The organism is Bacillus sp. jun7, assembly GCF_051034795.1.
GTDB lineage: Bacteria > Bacillota > Bacilli > Bacillales > Bacillaceae > Bacillus > Bacillus velezensis.
The window spans coordinates 2,375,001-2,392,309 of the sequence record NZ_CP093219.1; the positions used below are offsets into that span (position 1 = coordinate 2,375,001).

Annotated in this window: 13 protein-coding genes and 2 pseudogenes (1 of these 15 only partly in view); 8 read left to right on the forward strand and 7 right to left on the reverse strand. The window is 45.0% G+C overall.

What is annotated here, in order from left to right; genetic code table 11:
• The 7 genes and pseudogenes from gyrA to dnaA all read right to left on the reverse strand — a co-directional run.
• A protein-coding gene (gene gyrA / locus MJQ52_RS11520; protein ID WP_004392898.1) for a DNA gyrase subunit A crosses the window boundary here: on the reverse strand, positions 1-2,412 show its 5' portion. The gene continues 48 nt to the left of window position 1, outside the view; the window shows 2,412 of its 2,460 coding nt (coding positions 1-2,412); its start codon is at positions 2,410-2,412; the stop codon falls past the left edge of the window.
• 215 nt (positions 2,413-2,627) lie between these two features.
• Positions 2,628-4,544, reverse strand: coding sequence for a DNA topoisomerase (ATP-hydrolyzing) subunit B (gene gyrB, locus MJQ52_RS11525; RefSeq protein ID WP_004392900.1), 1,917 nt, complete (start codon positions 4,542-4,544; stop codon positions 2,628-2,630).
• Positions 4,545-4,603: 59 nt separating this feature from the next.
• A complete protein-coding gene (gene remB, locus MJQ52_RS11530; RefSeq protein WP_004392908.1) occupies positions 4,604-4,849 on the reverse strand; it encodes an extracellular matrix regulator RemB in 246 nt (81 codons plus the stop codon).
• Positions 4,850-4,866: 17 nt separating this feature from the next.
• Positions 4,867-5,979 carry a DNA replication/repair protein RecF gene (recF, locus tag MJQ52_RS11535; RefSeq protein ID WP_094247314.1) on the reverse strand — a complete coding sequence of 371 codons (1,113 nt, stop codon included), beginning with the start codon at positions 5,977-5,979 and terminating at the stop codon, positions 4,867-4,869.
• 15 nt (positions 5,980-5,994) lie between these two features.
• Positions 5,995-6,210: a ribosome maturation protein RlbA gene (rlbA, locus tag MJQ52_RS11540; protein WP_004392910.1), complete on the reverse strand. Its 216-nt coding sequence runs from the start codon at positions 6,208-6,210 to the stop codon at positions 5,995-5,997.
• A 134-nt stretch (positions 6,211-6,344) separates the two neighbouring features.
• Positions 6,345-7,481: a DNA polymerase III subunit beta gene (gene dnaN / locus MJQ52_RS11545; protein ID WP_094247315.1), complete on the reverse strand. Its 1,137-nt coding sequence runs from the start codon at positions 7,479-7,481 to the stop codon at positions 6,345-6,347.
• Positions 7,482-7,665: 184 nt separating this feature from the next.
• Positions 7,666-9,007: pseudogene (dnaA, locus tag MJQ52_RS11550) on the reverse strand (chromosomal replication initiator protein DnaA).
• Positions 9,008-9,628: 621 nt separating this feature from the next.
• Here dnaA and rpmH point away from each other — a divergent pair.
• From rpmH to noc, 8 genes and pseudogenes are all read left to right on the forward strand, one after another.
• Positions 9,629-9,763 (forward strand): 50S ribosomal protein L34, encoded by a 135-nt coding sequence (gene rpmH, locus MJQ52_RS11555; protein ID WP_003178075.1) that lies wholly within the window; start codon positions 9,629-9,631, stop codon positions 9,761-9,763.
• A 154-nt stretch (positions 9,764-9,917) separates the two neighbouring features.
• Positions 9,918-10,268 carry a ribonuclease P protein component gene (gene rnpA / locus MJQ52_RS11560; RefSeq protein WP_004392944.1) on the forward strand — a complete coding sequence of 117 codons (351 nt, stop codon included), beginning with the start codon at positions 9,918-9,920 and terminating at the stop codon, positions 10,266-10,268.
• Positions 10,269-10,428: 160 nt separating this feature from the next.
• Positions 10,429-11,178: a YidC family membrane integrase SpoIIIJ gene (gene spoIIIJ, locus MJQ52_RS11565; protein ID WP_071182106.1), complete on the forward strand. Its 750-nt coding sequence runs from the start codon at positions 10,429-10,431 to the stop codon at positions 11,176-11,178.
• A complete protein-coding gene (jag, locus tag MJQ52_RS11570) occupies positions 11,175-11,816 on the forward strand; it encodes an RNA-binding cell elongation regulator Jag/EloR (RefSeq protein WP_017418434.1) in 642 nt (213 codons plus the stop codon). The genes spoIIIJ and jag overlap by 4 nt, the downstream gene beginning before the upstream one ends.
• Before the next feature lie 289 nt (positions 11,817-12,105).
• Positions 12,106-13,485 (forward strand): tRNA uridine-5-carboxymethylaminomethyl(34) synthesis GTPase MnmE, encoded by a 1,380-nt coding sequence (gene mnmE, locus MJQ52_RS11575; protein ID WP_004392954.1) that lies wholly within the window; start codon positions 12,106-12,108, stop codon positions 13,483-13,485.
• Between the two features lie 16 nt (positions 13,486-13,501).
• Positions 13,502-15,389: pseudogene (gene mnmG, locus MJQ52_RS11580) on the forward strand (tRNA uridine-5-carboxymethylaminomethyl(34) synthesis enzyme MnmG).
• Between the two features lie 13 nt (positions 15,390-15,402).
• The gene (rsmG, locus tag MJQ52_RS11585; RefSeq protein WP_014306213.1) at positions 15,403-16,122 is read left to right on the forward strand and encodes a 16S rRNA (guanine(527)-N(7))-methyltransferase RsmG; all 720 of its coding nucleotides are present in this window, start codon (positions 15,403-15,405) and stop codon (positions 16,120-16,122) included.
• Positions 16,123-16,243: 121 nt separating this feature from the next.
• Positions 16,244-17,095, forward strand: coding sequence for a nucleoid occlusion protein (gene noc / locus MJQ52_RS11590; protein ID WP_007615083.1), 852 nt, complete (start codon positions 16,244-16,246; stop codon positions 17,093-17,095).
• The last annotated feature ends 214 nt before the right edge of the window (positions 17,096-17,309 follow it).

A 17,309-nucleotide genomic window follows, 5' to 3' on the forward strand; every position in this document is an offset into this window, starting at 1 on the left:
CGCCACAGTGGCTACATGCTCTTGATCAGACATGCGGATCAGACGGACGCCTTGAGTTACGCGTCCCGTAGTGGAGATATCATTAATATCCATTCTGATTAACACGCCGCTTGCCGTAATAATCATTAAGTCCTCTTCGCCTTTTGTTGCTTTCACGGTTACTAACGGACCGTTGCTGTCAGTGATTTTACATGTTTTAAGGCCTTTTCCGCCCCGGCTTTGAACTCTGTATTCTGAAGCCGGTGTGCGTTTGCCGTAGCCGTTTTCTGTCACTATGAGGACATGAGAGTCTTCTTCAAGAATCTCCATGCCTACAACGACATCATCGTCTGTCAGCGTGATGCCTTTAACACCCGCAGCTGTGCGTCCCATTTGTCTTACATCTTCTTCAGGGAAACGGATCAGTAAACCGTTCTTCGTTCCGATGATGATTTGTTTCTTGCCGTCAGTCAGGCGGACGGCCATCAGTTCATCGTCTTCCCGGAGACCTAGGGCGATCAGCCCGTTATTCCGTATATTCGCAAACTGGGACAGTGCCGTACGTTTCGACACCCCTTGTTTGGTCGTAAAGAAGAGGTATTGCTCCTCATCAAACGTGCTGACCGGAATAATGGCATTAATCCATTCGCCTTTTTCAACTTCCAGAAGGTTAATAATCGGAATGCCTTTTGCCGTTCGGCCGTATTCAGGGATTTCATATCCTTTAGAACGGTATACCTTCCCTTTATTAGAGAAGAACAGGATCGTATCGTGCGTTGATGTGGAAATTAAGTGTTCCACAAAGTCATCTTCATTCGTTCCCATTCCCTGTACGCCTTTTCCGCCCCGTTTTTGGCTGCGGTATGTGGACGCCGGGAGACGTTTAACATAGCCGTTATGGGTCAGTGTGATGACGATATTTTCTCTCTCGATAAGATCTTCATCTTCAATTGTTTCAAGACCGGACGTCACAATTTCAGTGCGTCTCTCATCATTGAAACGCTCTTTGATTTCATTAAGTTCTTCACGGATGATCTCAAGAACTCTTTCTTCATTGGCTAAAATATCTTTCAGCTCAGCGATAAGCGCAACAAGTGATTGATATTCCTCTTCAATCTTTTCGCGCTCCAGACCGGTTAATCGCTGAAGGCGCATATCCAGAATGGCTTGCGCTTGTTTTTCAGTCAGTGAGAATTGTTCGATCAAACCCGTTCTCGCAATTTCAGCCGTCTGGGAATTGCGGATAAGAGAAATAACGGCATCTAAATGATCGAGAGCAATTCTTAAACCTTCCAAAATGTGAGCTCTCGCTTCCGCTTTGCGGAGTTCGTAAGCCGTTCTGCGCCGGATCACAACCTTTTGGTGATCAAGATAATGCTCCAGACATTGTTTCAGGCTTAGTACCTTCGGCTGTCCGTCAACGAGCGCCAGCAGGTTGATCCCGAAAGACGTCTGCAGGGCCGTTTGTTTGTACAGGTTATTCAAAATGACGTGAGCATTGGCGTCACGGCGGATCTCAATGACGATTCTCATTCCGTTACGGTCGGATTCGTCTCGCAGATCGGTAATTCCTTCGATTTTTTTGTCCCGGACAAGATCCGCGATTTTTTCAATTAATCTCGCTTTGTTCACCTGATAAGGAAGTTCCGTGACAATAATTCTTTCTTTTCCCGATGAAGTCTCTTCGATTTCAGCCTTAGCCCGGATTGTGATTGATCCCCGTCCGGATTCATATGCCTTGCGGATGCCGCTCCGGCCCAAAATCTGACCTGCAGTCGGAAAATCCGGGCCCGGGATGTACTCCATCAGCTCCTGGTTTGTAATCTCAGGATTCTCACTTACGGCAAGCACGCCTTCAATGACTTCTCCAAGCTGATGCGGGGGAATGTTTGTCGCCATTCCGACCGCAATACCGGCAGCCCCGTTTACGAGCAGATTCGGAAATCTCGAAGGCATGACGGCAGGCTCTCTTTCTGAACCGTCATAGTTATCTTGATAGTCAATCGTGTCTTTCGTAATGTCACGCAGAATTTCCATTGCGATTTTTGACATTCTCGCTTCTGTGTAACGCATCGCGGCCGCTGAGTCGCCGTCAACCGAACCGAAGTTGCCGTGTCCGTCAACAAGCATGTAGCGGTAGTTAAAATCCTGCGCCATTCTGACCATTGATTCGTAAACCGCTGAGTCACCGTGCGGGTGGTACTTACCGATAACTTCACCGACGATACGGGCAGATTTTTTATATGGTTTGTCACTGGTCATGCCTAAATCATTCATTGCGTACAAAATCCGTCTGTGAACCGGCTTCAGACCGTCACGCACATCCGGAAGCGCCCGGGATACGATAACGCTCATTGCATAGTCCAGGAAGGATGTCCGCATTTCCTGACTGATATTGACTTCACGTACTTGTGGTGTGTTTTGTTCACTCATTAAAAAAACCTCCCTGAAGTATCACATGAAATAATGTGGGAGTAGATTGTCCATTATGATCTTCAATACGATTTCACTATTCTCCATTATATCAATAAACTTGTGTTTATACACATTAATTTAGTAGAATATACGGGTTTTGCGGGTTTTCAGAGGCTTTAGAAGCCGCTTTGAGAAAAAAGCCTTATTTCTTAACGAAAATAAGGCTTTCTTGGTTAAATATCAAGATTTTTCACGTATCTGGCGTTTGCTTCTATGAAGTTTCTCCGCGGTTCTACTTTGTCACCCATCAGCATTTCAAAAGTCTCGTCAGCGTCCATTGCATCTTCAAGATTGACTTGCAGAAGCGTTCTGGTCGCAGGGTCCATTGTCGTTTCCCAAAGCTGAGTCGCGTTCATTTCTCCAAGACCTTTATAACGCTGGAGGCCGGGCTTAGGTGATTGCGGAAGCTCTTTTAACAGCTCATCAAGCTGCTTATCGTTATAAGCGTATTCCACCCGTTTTCCCTGCTGCACTTTATAAAGCGGCGGCTGGGCAATGTAGACATAGCCGTTTTCGATGATTTCCCGCATGTATCTGTAGAAGAACGTTAATAAAAGCGTTCTGATATGGGCGCCGTCAACATCGGCATCCGTCATGATGACCACTTTATGATAACGCGCTTTTTCAAGATTAAAATCTTCTCCGATCCCTGTTCCGAGGGCCGTGATCATTGATCTGACCTCATTGTTTGAGAGAATCTTATCAAGTCTGGCTTTCTCAACGTTCAGAATCTTACCGCGCAGCGGCAGAATGGCTTGGAAATGACGGTCCCGTCCCTGTTTCGCTGATCCGCCCGCAGAGTCACCCTCTACGATATACAGCTCGGAAATGCTCGGATCTTTAGAAGAACAGTCCGCCAGTTTGCCCGGCAGATTGGAAATCTCAAGCGCACTTTTGCGCCGGGTCAATTCCCGGGCTTTTTTCGCCGCCATCCGCGCTCTTGCGGCCATTAAACCTTTTTCAACGATTTTGCGGGCTGAGTCCGGATTTTCAAGAAGGAATGTTTCCAGCGCAGAAGAAAACAGCGTATCAGTGATCGTTCTCGCTTCGGAGTTGCCGAGCTTGGTTTTCGTCTGCCCTTCGAATTGCGGATCAGGGTGCTTAATTGAAATAATGGCAGTCAGCCCTTCTCTCACATCATCCCCGCTTAAATTCGGATCATTTTCTTTGAAAATCCCTTTTCTTCTTGCATAGTCGTTTATGACACGGGTCAGACCGGTTTTAAATCCGGCCTCGTGCGTGCCGCCTTCGTATGTGTTGATATTATTTGTGAAAGAATAAATATTGCTTGTATAGCTGTCGTTGTATTGCAATGCAACTTCAACCGTTATGCCGTCTTTCTCGCCTTCGATATAAATCGGCTCTTCATGAACGACTTCTTTGGAACGGTTTAAGTACTCAACATAGCTTTTGATTCCGCCTTCGTAGTGGTACTCGTTTTTCCGTTCTTGTCCTTCACGTTTGTCTTCAATCGTGATGTTTACGCCTTTTGTCAGGAAGGCCAATTCCCGGACACGGTTTGAAAGCAGATCATAGTCATATACGGTTGTTTCTTTGAAAATTTCCGGATCCGGAACGAAGTGCGTAATCGTTCCGGTCTTATCAGTTTCGCCGATCACTTCAAGATCAGCCACAGGTACACCGCGCTCGTACGCCTGATAGTGGATTTTCCCGTCACGATGAACCGTAACGTCAAGAGTGGTCGACAAGGCGTTTACGACGGACGCCCCTACACCGTGAAGACCGCCGGATACTTTATATCCGCTTCCGTCAAATTTACCGCCGGCGTGGAGAACGGTCATGATGACTTCAACCGCAGGGCGGCCCATCTTCTCCTGGATACCGACCGGAATTCCGCGCCCGTTATCCTTAACGGTAATGCTGTTATCTTTTTCAATCTCGATGTTAATATCTGTACAATAACCGGCCAGGGCCTCGTCAATACTGTTGTCGACGATTTCCCACACCAAATGGTGAAGGCCTTTGCTGTTAGTTGATCCGATGTACATCCCCGGTCTCTTTCGAACAGCTTCCAAACCTTCTAATACCTGTATCTGATTCTCATCATAACTATTTTGCTGCTGTTCCATAGCCATGCACATTCACCTACACTTTTCTTAAACGATAATATATTCATTGTAAAGATCCGCTAAGAATCTATTTCTAACATAAATTGCGCACGTTTCTTCAGTGTGCCGGAAGATAAGGGAGAGTAATATATATTCTCAGTCGTGACTACGATAGACTTTGGCGTGCCGTTTACGGACGGCACTACTTTTTCTTTCTGTCTGTCCAGAAATTCTTCAACGATCGGCGATACATTGACCTTGCAGTCAAAAATGCCGACGATATCGCGGGTTGAAACGACAAAGTCGTCACCTAAATGAATATACAATCGCTCACCTCATTTCTTCACTTCACTAACGCACCGTTTTCCACACGGAACATTCCTGCTTGATGTAAGGTATCGTGGTCAATGCCATCCACGCTCGTCGTGGTGACAAATGTCTGCACACGGCCTTGGATCGTATGAAGCAAATGGGACTGTCGGTAATCATCCAGCTCGCTTAGTACATCATCCAAAAGTAAAATGGGGTATTCTCCGATTTCTTCATGAATCAAATCTATTTCAGCCAGCTTCAGAGACAAAGCCGTCGTACGCTGCTGTCCCTGCGAACCGTAAGTCTGCACATCGCGTCCGTTCACATAAAAAAGGACATCATCCCGATGCGGTCCGAATAATGTGACGCCTCGTTCTATTTCTTTTTCTTTTAATTTCGAAAAAGACTCCTGGTAGCTGTTACCTATTTTCGACAAATCTTTAGGATCTGATACATCAAGCGCCGTGTGATACTTAAGCGTCAGTTCTTCAAGTCCCCGGGAAATGCCGGAATGGATCGGCTGCGCCCATTTTTCAAGCTGCGCCGTAAACTGCAGACGTTTGGCGACAACTTTTGCGGCTGCTTCAATCAGCTGATCAGTGAGAACGTCAAGCATGGTCCGGTCAGTCTGTTTCCGGCTTTGCAGCTGTTTCAGAAAATGATTCCGCTGTGAAAGGATTTTTTGATAAAGAGATAAATCATACAGATAAACGGCAGAAACCTGCCCGATCTCCATATCGAGAAATCTTCTCCTCACCTGAGGGCTTCCTTTGACGAGATTTAAATCCTCAGGGGCAAACATAATGGTGTTCAGCGCTCCGACATACTGACTGAGTTTTTGCTGCTCTATATGATTGACCTTGCCCTTTTTACCTTTTTTGGAGATGACAAGCTGCATCGGGATGTCCCCGTTGCGCTTCATCACTCTTCCTTCTATTTTAGCATAGTCTTCGTCCCACCGTATAAGTTCTTTGTCATTTGAGGTGCGGTGTGATTTTGCCATTGAAAGGACATAGATGGCTTCCATCAGATTGGTTTTGCCCTGGGCATTTTCCCCGATGATCACATTCACCTTGTTTTCGAATTGAAGCTCAGCGCGCTCATAATTACGGTAGGATGTTAATTCTAAATTTTGGATATACAACCGCTGTCACCCGCTTTAATTGACGACTTGAAATGAACCAAATCCTTCAATCGCGACCACGTCTCCAACGTAAAGCTTTCTGCCGCGGCGATTGTCAGGTTCATTGTTGACAGTCACCTCATGCTCGCTCAGAAACCACTTCGCCATGCCGCCGGACTGAATCACATCGGCTAATTTTAAAAACTGGCCAAGCGTAATCATTTCTGTATCAATCGAAATCGGATTTGCCATAATATCGACCTCTTTCAAATATCACTAATATCTAATTGTACTAAAAAATCCTGAAATAAGGAAAGGGAAAACTTGAGGGAGCGGCTGATGAATAGAAAAGCTGCCGAACTAAGCCGGCAGCACATTCTGTTTGATTAATACGTTCTGACCGGAAGGATGAGCTGAACGATGGTCTCATCATTCGGCGTACGGATAAGAAACGGTCTCATCGCTCCCGTAAAGCTGATGCGGATGTCCGCTCCTTCAAGTACTTTCAGTGCGTCCATCATATATTTTGGACTGAATGAAATATTTAATTCCTCGCCGTCAATCTGGTCAGCCAGCACAGCTTCGACCACTTTCCCGATTTCCGGAGAATTTGATGAAATCTCAAGCGAATCGGCCGGTTTGGCAGAAAGCTTTACAACGTTGTTGCGGCCTTCTCTCGCCAATAAAGAAGCACGGTCTATCGCCTGTAAAAATTCCTTCGTGTTCACGACGATTTCCGTTTTGCTTTCCTGCGGAATTAAGCTGGTCGTGTCCGGATAGTTTCCGTCAAGCAATCTTGAGAAGAACAATACGTTTTTCGCTTTGAACAGAACTTGGGTTTCTGTAATGACGATATCCACCAGCTCTTGGTTGTCATCAAGAATTTTGCTCAGCTCGGTTAAGCTTTTCCCGGGAATGACCACGTTATAAGTACTGTCTTCCGGAATATCAAGCTTCGCCTTTCTTAAAGCGAGTCGGTGGCTATCCGTGGCAGTGCATAATAACTCACCGTTTTCAACTTTCCAGTTTACACCTGTCAAGATAGGGCGTGTTTCTGAGGCGGACACAGCGAACACGGTTTGGCGGATCAGGTTTTTCAAAAGATCCGTCGGAATCTGAATGGCGTGATGCTCTTCGATTTGCGGTAGATGCGGATATTCATCTGCATCAAGGCCGTTTAAATTAAATTCGGCTTTTCCGGAACGGATAATCGTTAAATATTGATTTTGAACTTCGATTTCAACAGTCGCCATCGGCAGTTTTTTAACGATTTCACTGAAGAAACGCGCTTGAAGCACGATACTTCCCGGCTGATCGATCGTCACGATTTCTTTATCATCATCTTCTTTCGGAATGAATGACTCAATTGAAATATCAGAGTCACTTCCTGTGAAAGATACTCCTTCATCTGAGGCGACGATCTTAATACCGGTGAGAATGGGAATTGTGGTTCTGGATGAAACGGCTTTTAGAACGTCTTGTACACTTTCGACTAACCGATCTTTTTGAATCGTAAATTTCATGTTTATCCTCCTAACGGATAATATAATTAATATATTTTAAAAATAGCAGTAGTAATAGTAGGGCCTGTGGATTTGTGGATAAGTTGTGAAAAAGACAGGAAACACAGCCTATCCCCATGTGGACAGACTGTGTATGGCTATGAAAAAGTTATTCACACTTTCCCCGATTCATCCGAGGACACTATTATTTAAGCAGTTCTTTTATTTCTTTCACCTGCTGCTGAAGCTGCTCGTCATCAATCAGCAGTTTTGAAATCTTTTCGTGGGCGTGAATGACGGTTGTATGGTCTCTCCCGCCAAATTCTTCCCCGATTTTAGGCAAAGAAGAATCCGTCATTTCTCTTGAAAGATACATCGCAATTTGTCTTGGGAAAGCCACGGATTTCGTACGCTTTTTTTGCTTTGAAATCTTCAAGCTTAATGTTGAACTGCTGTCCGACAATCCGCTGAATCTCTTTTATCGTAATGACCTTCGGCTTAGAAGACGGAATAATATCTTTCAATGCTTCTGCTGCCAGGTCTGCGTTAATGTCTTTATTGATTAAGGATGAATAGGCGACAACCCGGATTAATGCCCCTTCCAGTTCGCGGATGTTGCTGTCAATCTGATTCGCGATGTAAAGCATGACCTCGTTCGGAATATCAAGGCCCTCCGCCTTCGCTTTCTTTCTCAGAATGGCAATCCGCGTTTCCAGATCCGGCGGTGTGATATCTGTAATCAATCCCCATTCGAACCGCGAACGCAGGCGGTCTTCAAGGGTCGGGATCTCTTTCGGCGGTCTGTCACTGGAAATCACGATTTGTTTGCTTTCTTCATGAAGCGTGTTGAATGTATGGAAAAACTCTTCCTGTGTTTGTTCTTTTCCGGCTAAAAATTGAATATCATCTATCAAAAGTACATCAACGTTCCGGTAGCGGTTGCGGAAATCAACGGCTTTATTATCGCGGATTGAGTTGATGAATTCATTTGTGAATTTTTCAGAAGACAGGTACACCACTTTGGCTGAAGGATTATGATCAATGACATAATGGCCGATCGCGTGCATTAAGTGGGTTTTTCCTAAGCCGACTCCCCCGTATATAAATAAAGGGTTGTACGCTTTAGCGGGTGCTTCCGCCACAGCCAGTGATGCTGCATGGGCGAATCGGTTTCCCGATCCGATGACGAATGTGTCGAATGTATATTTCGGGTTTAGCATGCTTTGGGGAAAATCAGACGGTTCCTCTTTTGCCGCTTTTTTCACTTGCGGTTTCGGCAAAAAGTCTTCTTCGTCCTGATTTTGAGGAATGACAAATTTGACGCTCAATTCTTCCCCGGTTAATTCATATATGGTATCTGCAATGAGATGTAAGTACCTGGACTCCAGCCAGTCTCTGGCAAATTCATTGGGAGCGGTGATGGTTAAGGTATCTCCTTGCAGCGAATGGGCTTTCGTCGACTTCATCCAAGTTTCGAAACTCGGTTTGCTTAGCTTTTTCTCAATTTGAGCTAGAGCTTGATTCCAAAGATCCAATATATTCTCCATTATCCGGCACAGCCCTCCTTTTCTTTAAAAATCAGCGCCCTTCCCCTGTTATAGAACACAAAAAAAGAGCATATGGCTCTGACCATTCGTACACACGAAATGTTGAAAACATATAGTATAGTAGAAAAATAGCTTTTCGACAAATTCCACAAGTTGTGGACAACAATCTACACAAGCTGTGTGAAAACAATCCACAACTTATCCACAATTTGTGGATAAAGAGAATGGACTGGATAAGTAATTAAGAGTTAAAACACAAATATAATATCAAATTAAGCGAGGACTTGCAATGGTTCTCGTAATCTTATCCACAAACCTGACAACTTGTTGAAAAATCTTTGTCCACAGGGGTTAGCAATGTGAAAATGTTGTCGATAACGATTGTGGATATTAAAAAAAGACCGAAAAATTATCCACATGTCGTTTTTTCGGGGGAGCGCGGCTTTTTTTGTGCGTTAAAAAAAGGAATATGAAAAATAAGGTTTCTAATCTGGTTAAGGTATGTTATCCTATTATGGTTGTAAGAAATAAAAGCACTGCTGAAGTTGACAATGAATAGGCAGCACAAATATAATAAGTAAGACTGTCTTTAACAGCTATTCCTCGAGGGAGGTGTCATAAATGAAAAGAACATTCCAACCGAATAACCGTAAACGCAGTAAAGTTCATGGCTTCAGAAGCCGTATGAGTTCAAAAAACGGTCGTCTAGTATTAGCACGCCGTCGCCGCAAAGGCAGAAAAGTATTATCAGCTTAGGCCACTGAATAATGTCAGTGGTCTTTTTTCACATTAAGAGAAAAGAGATGTCATGCGTCGCCCGGTACTGGAGAAATTTCTTCAGTATTCCGGCGGCCCGTTTTTTTTAGATAGAAATAAAAGTTTCTGCGAGTGAATATCGGAGTGAATTAAAGTGAAGAAGCGAAATCGGTTAAAGAAAAATGAAGATTTTCAAAAAGTGTTTAAACGCGGAACGTCTATGGCAAACCGCCAGTTCGTGCTGTATACGCTTGATCAGCCGAAACAGGAAGAGCTCCGGGTAGGGCTTTCTGTCAGTAAAAAAATCGGCAATGCCGTCGTGCGCAATCGGGTGAAGCGGTTAATCAGACAGGCGGTTCAGGAGGAAAAAGAGCTGCTCAAGCCGAAAGATTTTATTATTATCGCAAGAAAACCCGCCGGCGACCTCAGTTTTGAAGAAACGAAAAAGAGTCTGCAGCACTTATTCAGAAAAACCTCATTATATAAGAAATCTTCGTCAAAATAGCTCATATTTTGTTTTCTTCACGTTTTTAAAAGCGCTTCCTTTTATTTGGCGAAAAATGAACGCCATTTGAAACTGAAAGATGCTAAAATACATACAAGGTTTATAAAGATTGGTATAGGAGGAAACGTTCTTGAAAAGGAGAATATGGTTACTACTGAGTATGGTCGGTATGCTCGTGCTGCTGGCCGGGTGCTCGAGTGTGAAAGAGCCGATTACGGCGAATAGTCCGCATTTCTGGGACAAATATGTTGTGTATCCATTGTCAGAAGTCATTACGTACGTAGCGAAACTGACGGGCGATAACTATGGTTTATCGATCATCATCGTTACGATTTTAATTCGTCTGCTGATTCTGCCGCTGATGATCAAGCAGCTTCGAAGCTCAAAAGCGATGCAGGCGCTGCAGCCTGAAATGCAGAAGCTCAGAGAAAAATACAGCTCTAAAGATCAAAAAACGCAGCAGAAGCTTCAGCAGGAAACGATGGCCCTGTTTTCAAAGCACGGGGTAAACCCGCTGGCGGGATGTTTCCCGATCCTGATTCAAATGCCGATTTTGATCGGATTCTACCACGCCATTATGCGTACGCAAGCCATTTCACAGCACAGCTTTTTATGGTTTGATTTAGGAGAGAAGGATCCTTACTATATTCTTCCTATCGTTGCCGGTGTGGCCACTTTTGTCCAACAGAAGCTGATGATGGCCGGAAATGCGACTCAGAATCCTCAAATGGCAATGATGGTATGGATTATGCCGATCATGATCATCGTATTTGCGATCAACTTCCCGAGCGCGCTTTCTCTGTATTGGGTAGTCGGAAACCTGTTTATGATTGCTCAGACATTCCTTATTAAAGGACCTGACATTAAACACGATCCGGAAACGCAGAAAGCCGGAGGAAAGAAAAAGTGAAGAAGGTGACTGCTGCGGGACGGAATGTCGAAGAAGCAGTTCAATCAGGCCTTCAGGAACTTCAACTGACGAAAGATCAAGTAGAAATAACAGTGGTGCAAGAAGAATATAAAGGGTTTTTGGGTATTTTCGGAAAAAAGAATGCGATCGTAGAACTTGAAGAGAAAAGAAATCCTGTTCAGGAAGCGAAAGCGTATTTGGAAGAAATCATCCATTCTATTGCCGGGCCTTCTGAGATTGTTACGGAAGAAAACAAGAAAACAGTCTGTTTTCACATTAAAGGTGAAAAAGCGGCGCTGCTTATTGGCAAAAGAGGACAAACACTCAATGCATTGGAAACATTGACGCAGCTTGTTTTGAACCGCGGCTCCGGCCAGTATCGCCAAGCCGTTGTCGACGCTGAGAATTATCGGCGGAAAAGAAGAGAAATTCTGGATCAGCTGGCAAACAGGCTGGCCAAGCAAGTGTCGAAAACGAAAAAAGATGTGCATTTAGAACCGATGCCGTCAGGTGAAAGAAAAATCATCCATGACGCGCTGTCAAAGCATCCAAATATCAAAACGTTTTCTACCGGTGAAGGCCGGTACCGCCATCTCGTTATTTCCCATAAAGATAGCAGAAAACCGAAGTCCGGGTAAAATCGGAACTTCGGTTTTTTTATTGGTAAAAATGGCTCTATTCCTAAGCAGAATCGCATTTTTTGCGTTTAAGTTTTTTCTTTTTCGGTCTATGCTGTTGATAAAAAAGGTTTTAGGAAATAAAATTAATTGTTATTCACATGTGGATAAGTTAAAGTAATAAGGGATGAATTTCTGCCTTTGTGGATAACGTATCTTCCACTTCAAACCAAACTATGTTATCTTTTAATTTTGGCGTAAATAAAATTTTTTATATAGATGGAAACAGAGATAAAGAGAGGTGAACAGCATGGATACAATTGCAGCGATTTCAACTCCGATGGGTGAAGGCGCGATTGCGATCGTTCGGCTGAGCGGCCCGGAAGCCGTAAAGATCGCCGACAAAATGTACAAGGGTCCGAAAGGCAAAACGCTCAGTTCGGCAGAATCGCATACCATTCATTACGGGCATATCGCGGACAGTACGACGGGACGGATTATTGAGGAAGTCATGGTGTCTGTTTTAAGAGCGCCCAGAACATTCACAAGGGAAGATGTCATTGAAATCAACTGTCACGGGGGTATTGTGACGGTTAATCAGGTGCTCCAGCTTGCTTTAAGAGAAGGTGCGAGACTGGCAGAACCCGGTGAGTTTACGAAGCGCGCATTTTTAAACGGACGGATTGACCTTTCACAGGCGGAAGCGGTGATGGATCTGATCAGGGCCAAAACGGACCGTGCCATGAATGTCGCCATGAACCAGATGGAAGGACGGCTTTCTGCGCTTGTCCGCCGTCTGCGTGATGAGTTGTTAGAAACACTTGCCCATGTTGAGGTGAATATAGATTATCCGGAATATGATGACGTCGAAGAAATGACGCATCAGCTTTTAGTGGAGAAGGCAAGCGGCGTGAAGAAAGAAATCGAGGCGCTGCTCCGTACGTCCGAGCAGGGGAAAATTTTGCGAGAGGGACTGTCTACCGTGATCATCGGCCGTCCGAACGTCGGGAAATCCTCTCTGCTTAACAGCCTTGTCCATGAAACGAAGGCGATTGTAACCGATATTCCGGGAACGACGCGTGATGTGATTGAGGAATATGTCAATGTGCGAGGCGTGCCGCTTCGGCTTGTCGATACCGCCGGAATCCGTGAGACAGAAGACATCGTCGAAAGAATCGGTGTGGAACGGTCACGGCAGGTTCTGAAGGAAGCGGATCTCATTTTGCTTGTGCTTAACCACAGCGAAGCGCTTTCTGAAGAAGATGTGAAATTGTTTGAAGCGGTTGAGGGAATGGACGTCATTGTCATTATGAATAAGACGGACCTTGAGGCTAAGATTGACGCTGAGCGCGTCAAGGAACTGGCGAAAGGCCGGCCTGTCGTCACGACCTCATTGCTGAAAGAAGAAGGCATTCAAGATTTAGAGGAAGCGATTCAGTCGCTATTTTATACAGGAGCGATCGAAAGCGGAGATCTCACCTATGTCAGCAACACCCGTCATATCTCGATTCTGCATCAGGCCAAGCAAGCGATTGATGATGCGCTGAACGGAATTGAACAGGATGTTCCGATTGATATGGTGCAAATTGATTTGACAAGGTGCTGGGAACTGCTGGGCGAAATCATCGGTGATGCCGTCCACGAAAGCTTAATTGATCAGCTCTTTTCACAATTTTGTTTAGGTAAATAAAAGGGAGGAAAAAACCATGGGGTATGAAGCAGGCCAATACGACGTGATTGTCATCGGCGCCGGGCATGCCGGTGTTGAGGCTGCCCTCGCATCCGCGCGCCAGGGAGCCAAAACGCTTGTTTTGACGATTAATCTTGATATGGTTGCGTTTATGCCATGTAATCCGTCTGTCGGCGGCCCCGCGAAAGGGATTGTCGTCCGCGAAATTGACGCGCTCGGCGGAGAAATGGCTAGAAATATAGATAAAACTCATATTCAAATGAGAATGCTGAATACAGGAAAAGGTCCGGCCGTACGGGCGCTGCGTGCGCAGGCGGATAAATTCCAATATCAGCACGAAATGAAGCATACGCTGGAAAAAACACCGAATTTGACACTTCTTCAAGGGATTGCCGAGCGTTTAATCATTGAAGACGGAGAGTGCCGCGGTGTCATTACGCAAACCGGTGCTGAATACAAGGCAAAAACGGTCGTGCTGACAACCGGAACGTATTTAAGAGGGCGGATCATTCTCGGTGATCTGTCTTACTCAAGCGGTCCGAATAACCAGCAGCCGTCTATTAAACTTTCTGAGCACTTAGAGGAGCTCGGTTTTGATCTCGTCCGTTTTAAAACGGGCACGCCTCCTCGTGTCTCAAGCGATTCCATTGATTACAGCAAAACAGAAATCCAGCCGGGGGACCCGGTTCCGCGCGCTTTCTCATATGAAACGGTTGAATACATTACCGATCAGCTGCCTTGCTGGCTGACTTACACGAGTCCTGAGACTCATGAGATCATCGACAGCAACCTGCATCGTTCGCCGATGTATTCCGGTATGATTAAAGGAACGGGACCGAGATACTGCCCTTCGATTGAAGATAAAGTCGTTCGGTTTAATGATAAACCGCGTCATCAGATTTTCCTTGAGCCGGAAGGCAGAAATACGCAGGAAGTATACGTTCAAGGTCTATCCACGAGTCTTCCTGAGGACGTGCAGCAGCGGATGCTGGCGACCATTCCGGGACTGGAAAAGGTGCAGATGATGAGAGCCGGATACGCGATTGAGTATGATGCGATTGTACCGACGCAGCTCTGGCCTACACTGGAGACGAAAAAAAATCCCTAACCTGTACACAGCCGGTCAAATTAACGGTACATCAGGTTATGAGGAAGCAGCCGGGCAAGGAATTATGGCAGGGATCAACGCAGGCCGCAAAGCGCTTGGAAAAGAAGAAGTGATCCTCAGCCGTTCCGATGCTTATATCGGTGTATTGATTGATGATTTGGTAACGAAAGGAACCAATGAACCGTATCGTCTGCTGACTTCACGGGCGGAATACAGACTGCTGCTCCGTCACGATAACGCGGATCTTCGCCTGACGGAAATCGGCCACGAGATCGGCTTAATTTCTGATGAACGCTATGAAGCGTTTGAGAAGAAAAAAGCGGCGATCGAGGCAGAGAAAAAACGTCTCTGGTCTGTTATTATCAAGCCGTCTCCTGAGAATCAGGAATATATCCGTTCACTCGGCGGAAGCGAGCTGAAAGACGGAGTGCGCGGCACAGATTTAATGAAACGTCCGGAAATGAACTATGAAACAGTGACAAAACTTGCGCCTGCAGATTCTCCGGTTCCGCAAGATGTGGCGGAACAAGTGGAAATCCAAGTGAAATATGAAGGATATATCGAAAAATCCTTGCAGCAAGTGGAAAAGCTGAAGAAAATGGAAAACAAAAAAATCCCTGATCGGATTGATTATGACGCCATTAAAGGAATTGCTACTGAAGCCCGTCAAAAGCTGAAAGAAGTGCGTCCTTTATCAGTTGCTCAAGCGTCCCGTATTTCCGGCGTCAATCCGGCAGACATTTCAATCCTGCTGGTATACCTGGAGCAGGGCCGTATTGCCAAGGTAGCTGAATAGAAAGGATGACGGCATGAATATAGAGGAATTTACATCCAGTTTAGCGGAGAAAGGGATTTCCCTTTCTGACCGCCAGCTGGAGCAATTCGAGTTGTATTATCGGATGCTCGTGGAATGGAACGAAAAAATGAATCTGACATCCATCACTGAGAAAAAGGAAGTTTATCTCAAGCATTTTTATGATTCGATAACGGCGGCATTTTATATTGATTTTGAAAAGGTCACCACTCTTTGTGATGTCGGCGCCGGCGCCGGTTTTCCAAGCCTGCCCGTCAAAATCTGCTTCCCGCATCTGCATGTCACCATCGTCGATTCACTGAATAAGCGGATTACGTTTTTGGAAACTCTCTCTGATGCTTTACAATTAGAGCATACGACATTTGTCCATGACAGAGCGGAGACATTCGGACAGCGGAAAGACGTCCGGGAAAGCTTCGATCTCGTGACGGCCCGTGCGGTGGCGCGTCTGTCGGTCCTGAGTGAGCTTTGTCTGCCGCTGGCCAAGAAAAACGGTATATTTGCGGCACTAAAAGCTGCAGCCGCTGATGAAGAGCTGAAAGCGGGGCAAAAGGCGATTAAAGTATTGGGAGGAGAGCTTGAACAAGTTCATTCCTTTACACTTCCCGTTGAAGAAAGTGAACGGAACATTATGATCATTCGCAAGACGAAAAGCACTCCGAAAAAATATCCGAGAAAACCGGGTACTCCAAATAAATCGCCAATTGAAGGGTAATTTAGACAGCCTGATGTGACAATTCCATCATATTTTCTGCAAAATTGATGAAGATACAGCAGGAAAAACCATGAGAAAATAGAATTATAAAAATGGCAGTTTTTAAAGGTGGTGTAGGTAAATGAAGCATTCATTCTCTCGTTTCTTCGGGTTTGGTGAGAAGGAAGAGGAACCGGAGATAGCTGAGCATGATACAAACAAAGAAGAGATACTCGAAATACCGGTACATGCTATCGTTCCCAACCGTTTTCAGCCACGCACCATTTTCTCAGATGAAAAAATCAAAGAGTTAGCAATGACTATCCATACACACGGCATCATTCAGCCGATTGTTGTCAGACATACAGAAGATGAAGGACAATATGAGCTCATTGCGGGTGAAAGGCGCTGGAGAGCGGTACAGACGCTTGAATGGGAGAAGATTCCCGCAATTATTAAAGATTTTTCTGATACGGAAACAGCATCTGTCGCTTTGATTGAAAACCTGCAAAGGGAAGAATTGTCCTCCATTGAGGAAGCTCATGCGTACGCAAGGCTGTTAGAACTTCATGATTTAACACAGGAAGCCTTGGCGCAGCGCTTAGGAAAAGGCCAGTCAACGATTGCGAACAAGCTCCGATTGTTAAAGCTCCCGGAACCGGTCCAGGATGCGATTATGGAGAAAAAAATTACGGAACGTCATGCAAGAGCACTGATTCCGCTCAAACAGCCGGAGCTTCAGGTCACATTGCTTGCGGAAATCATTGAGAAAAGCTTAAACGTCAAGCAGACGGAAGACAGAGTGGTGAAAATGCTTGAACAGAATAAGCAGAAACCAAAGCCGAGACGCAAAGCGTTCAGCAGGGATACAAGAATTGCGATGAATACGATTCGTCAGTCACTGTCCATGGTAGAAGACAGCGGCGTCAGACTGAATACTGAAGAAGAAGAATTCGAAGAGTACATCCAGCTTACCATTCGGATACCTAAATAAAAACTCTCCTGATCAGCAGGGGAGTTTTTATTTTAATCAAAAAACTATTTTGAGATAATGATAGATTTATTGTGCACTATACATTATATATGTAAAATTTTATCTTTTTGTGTCGTGAATTGTCTTTTTACAGTCAAAAAAGTCACTTTATCGGAGAACTTATATTAGAAAGTGTCTTTTTCGTTTACATTTTTTTCACTTGCTGATAAACAAA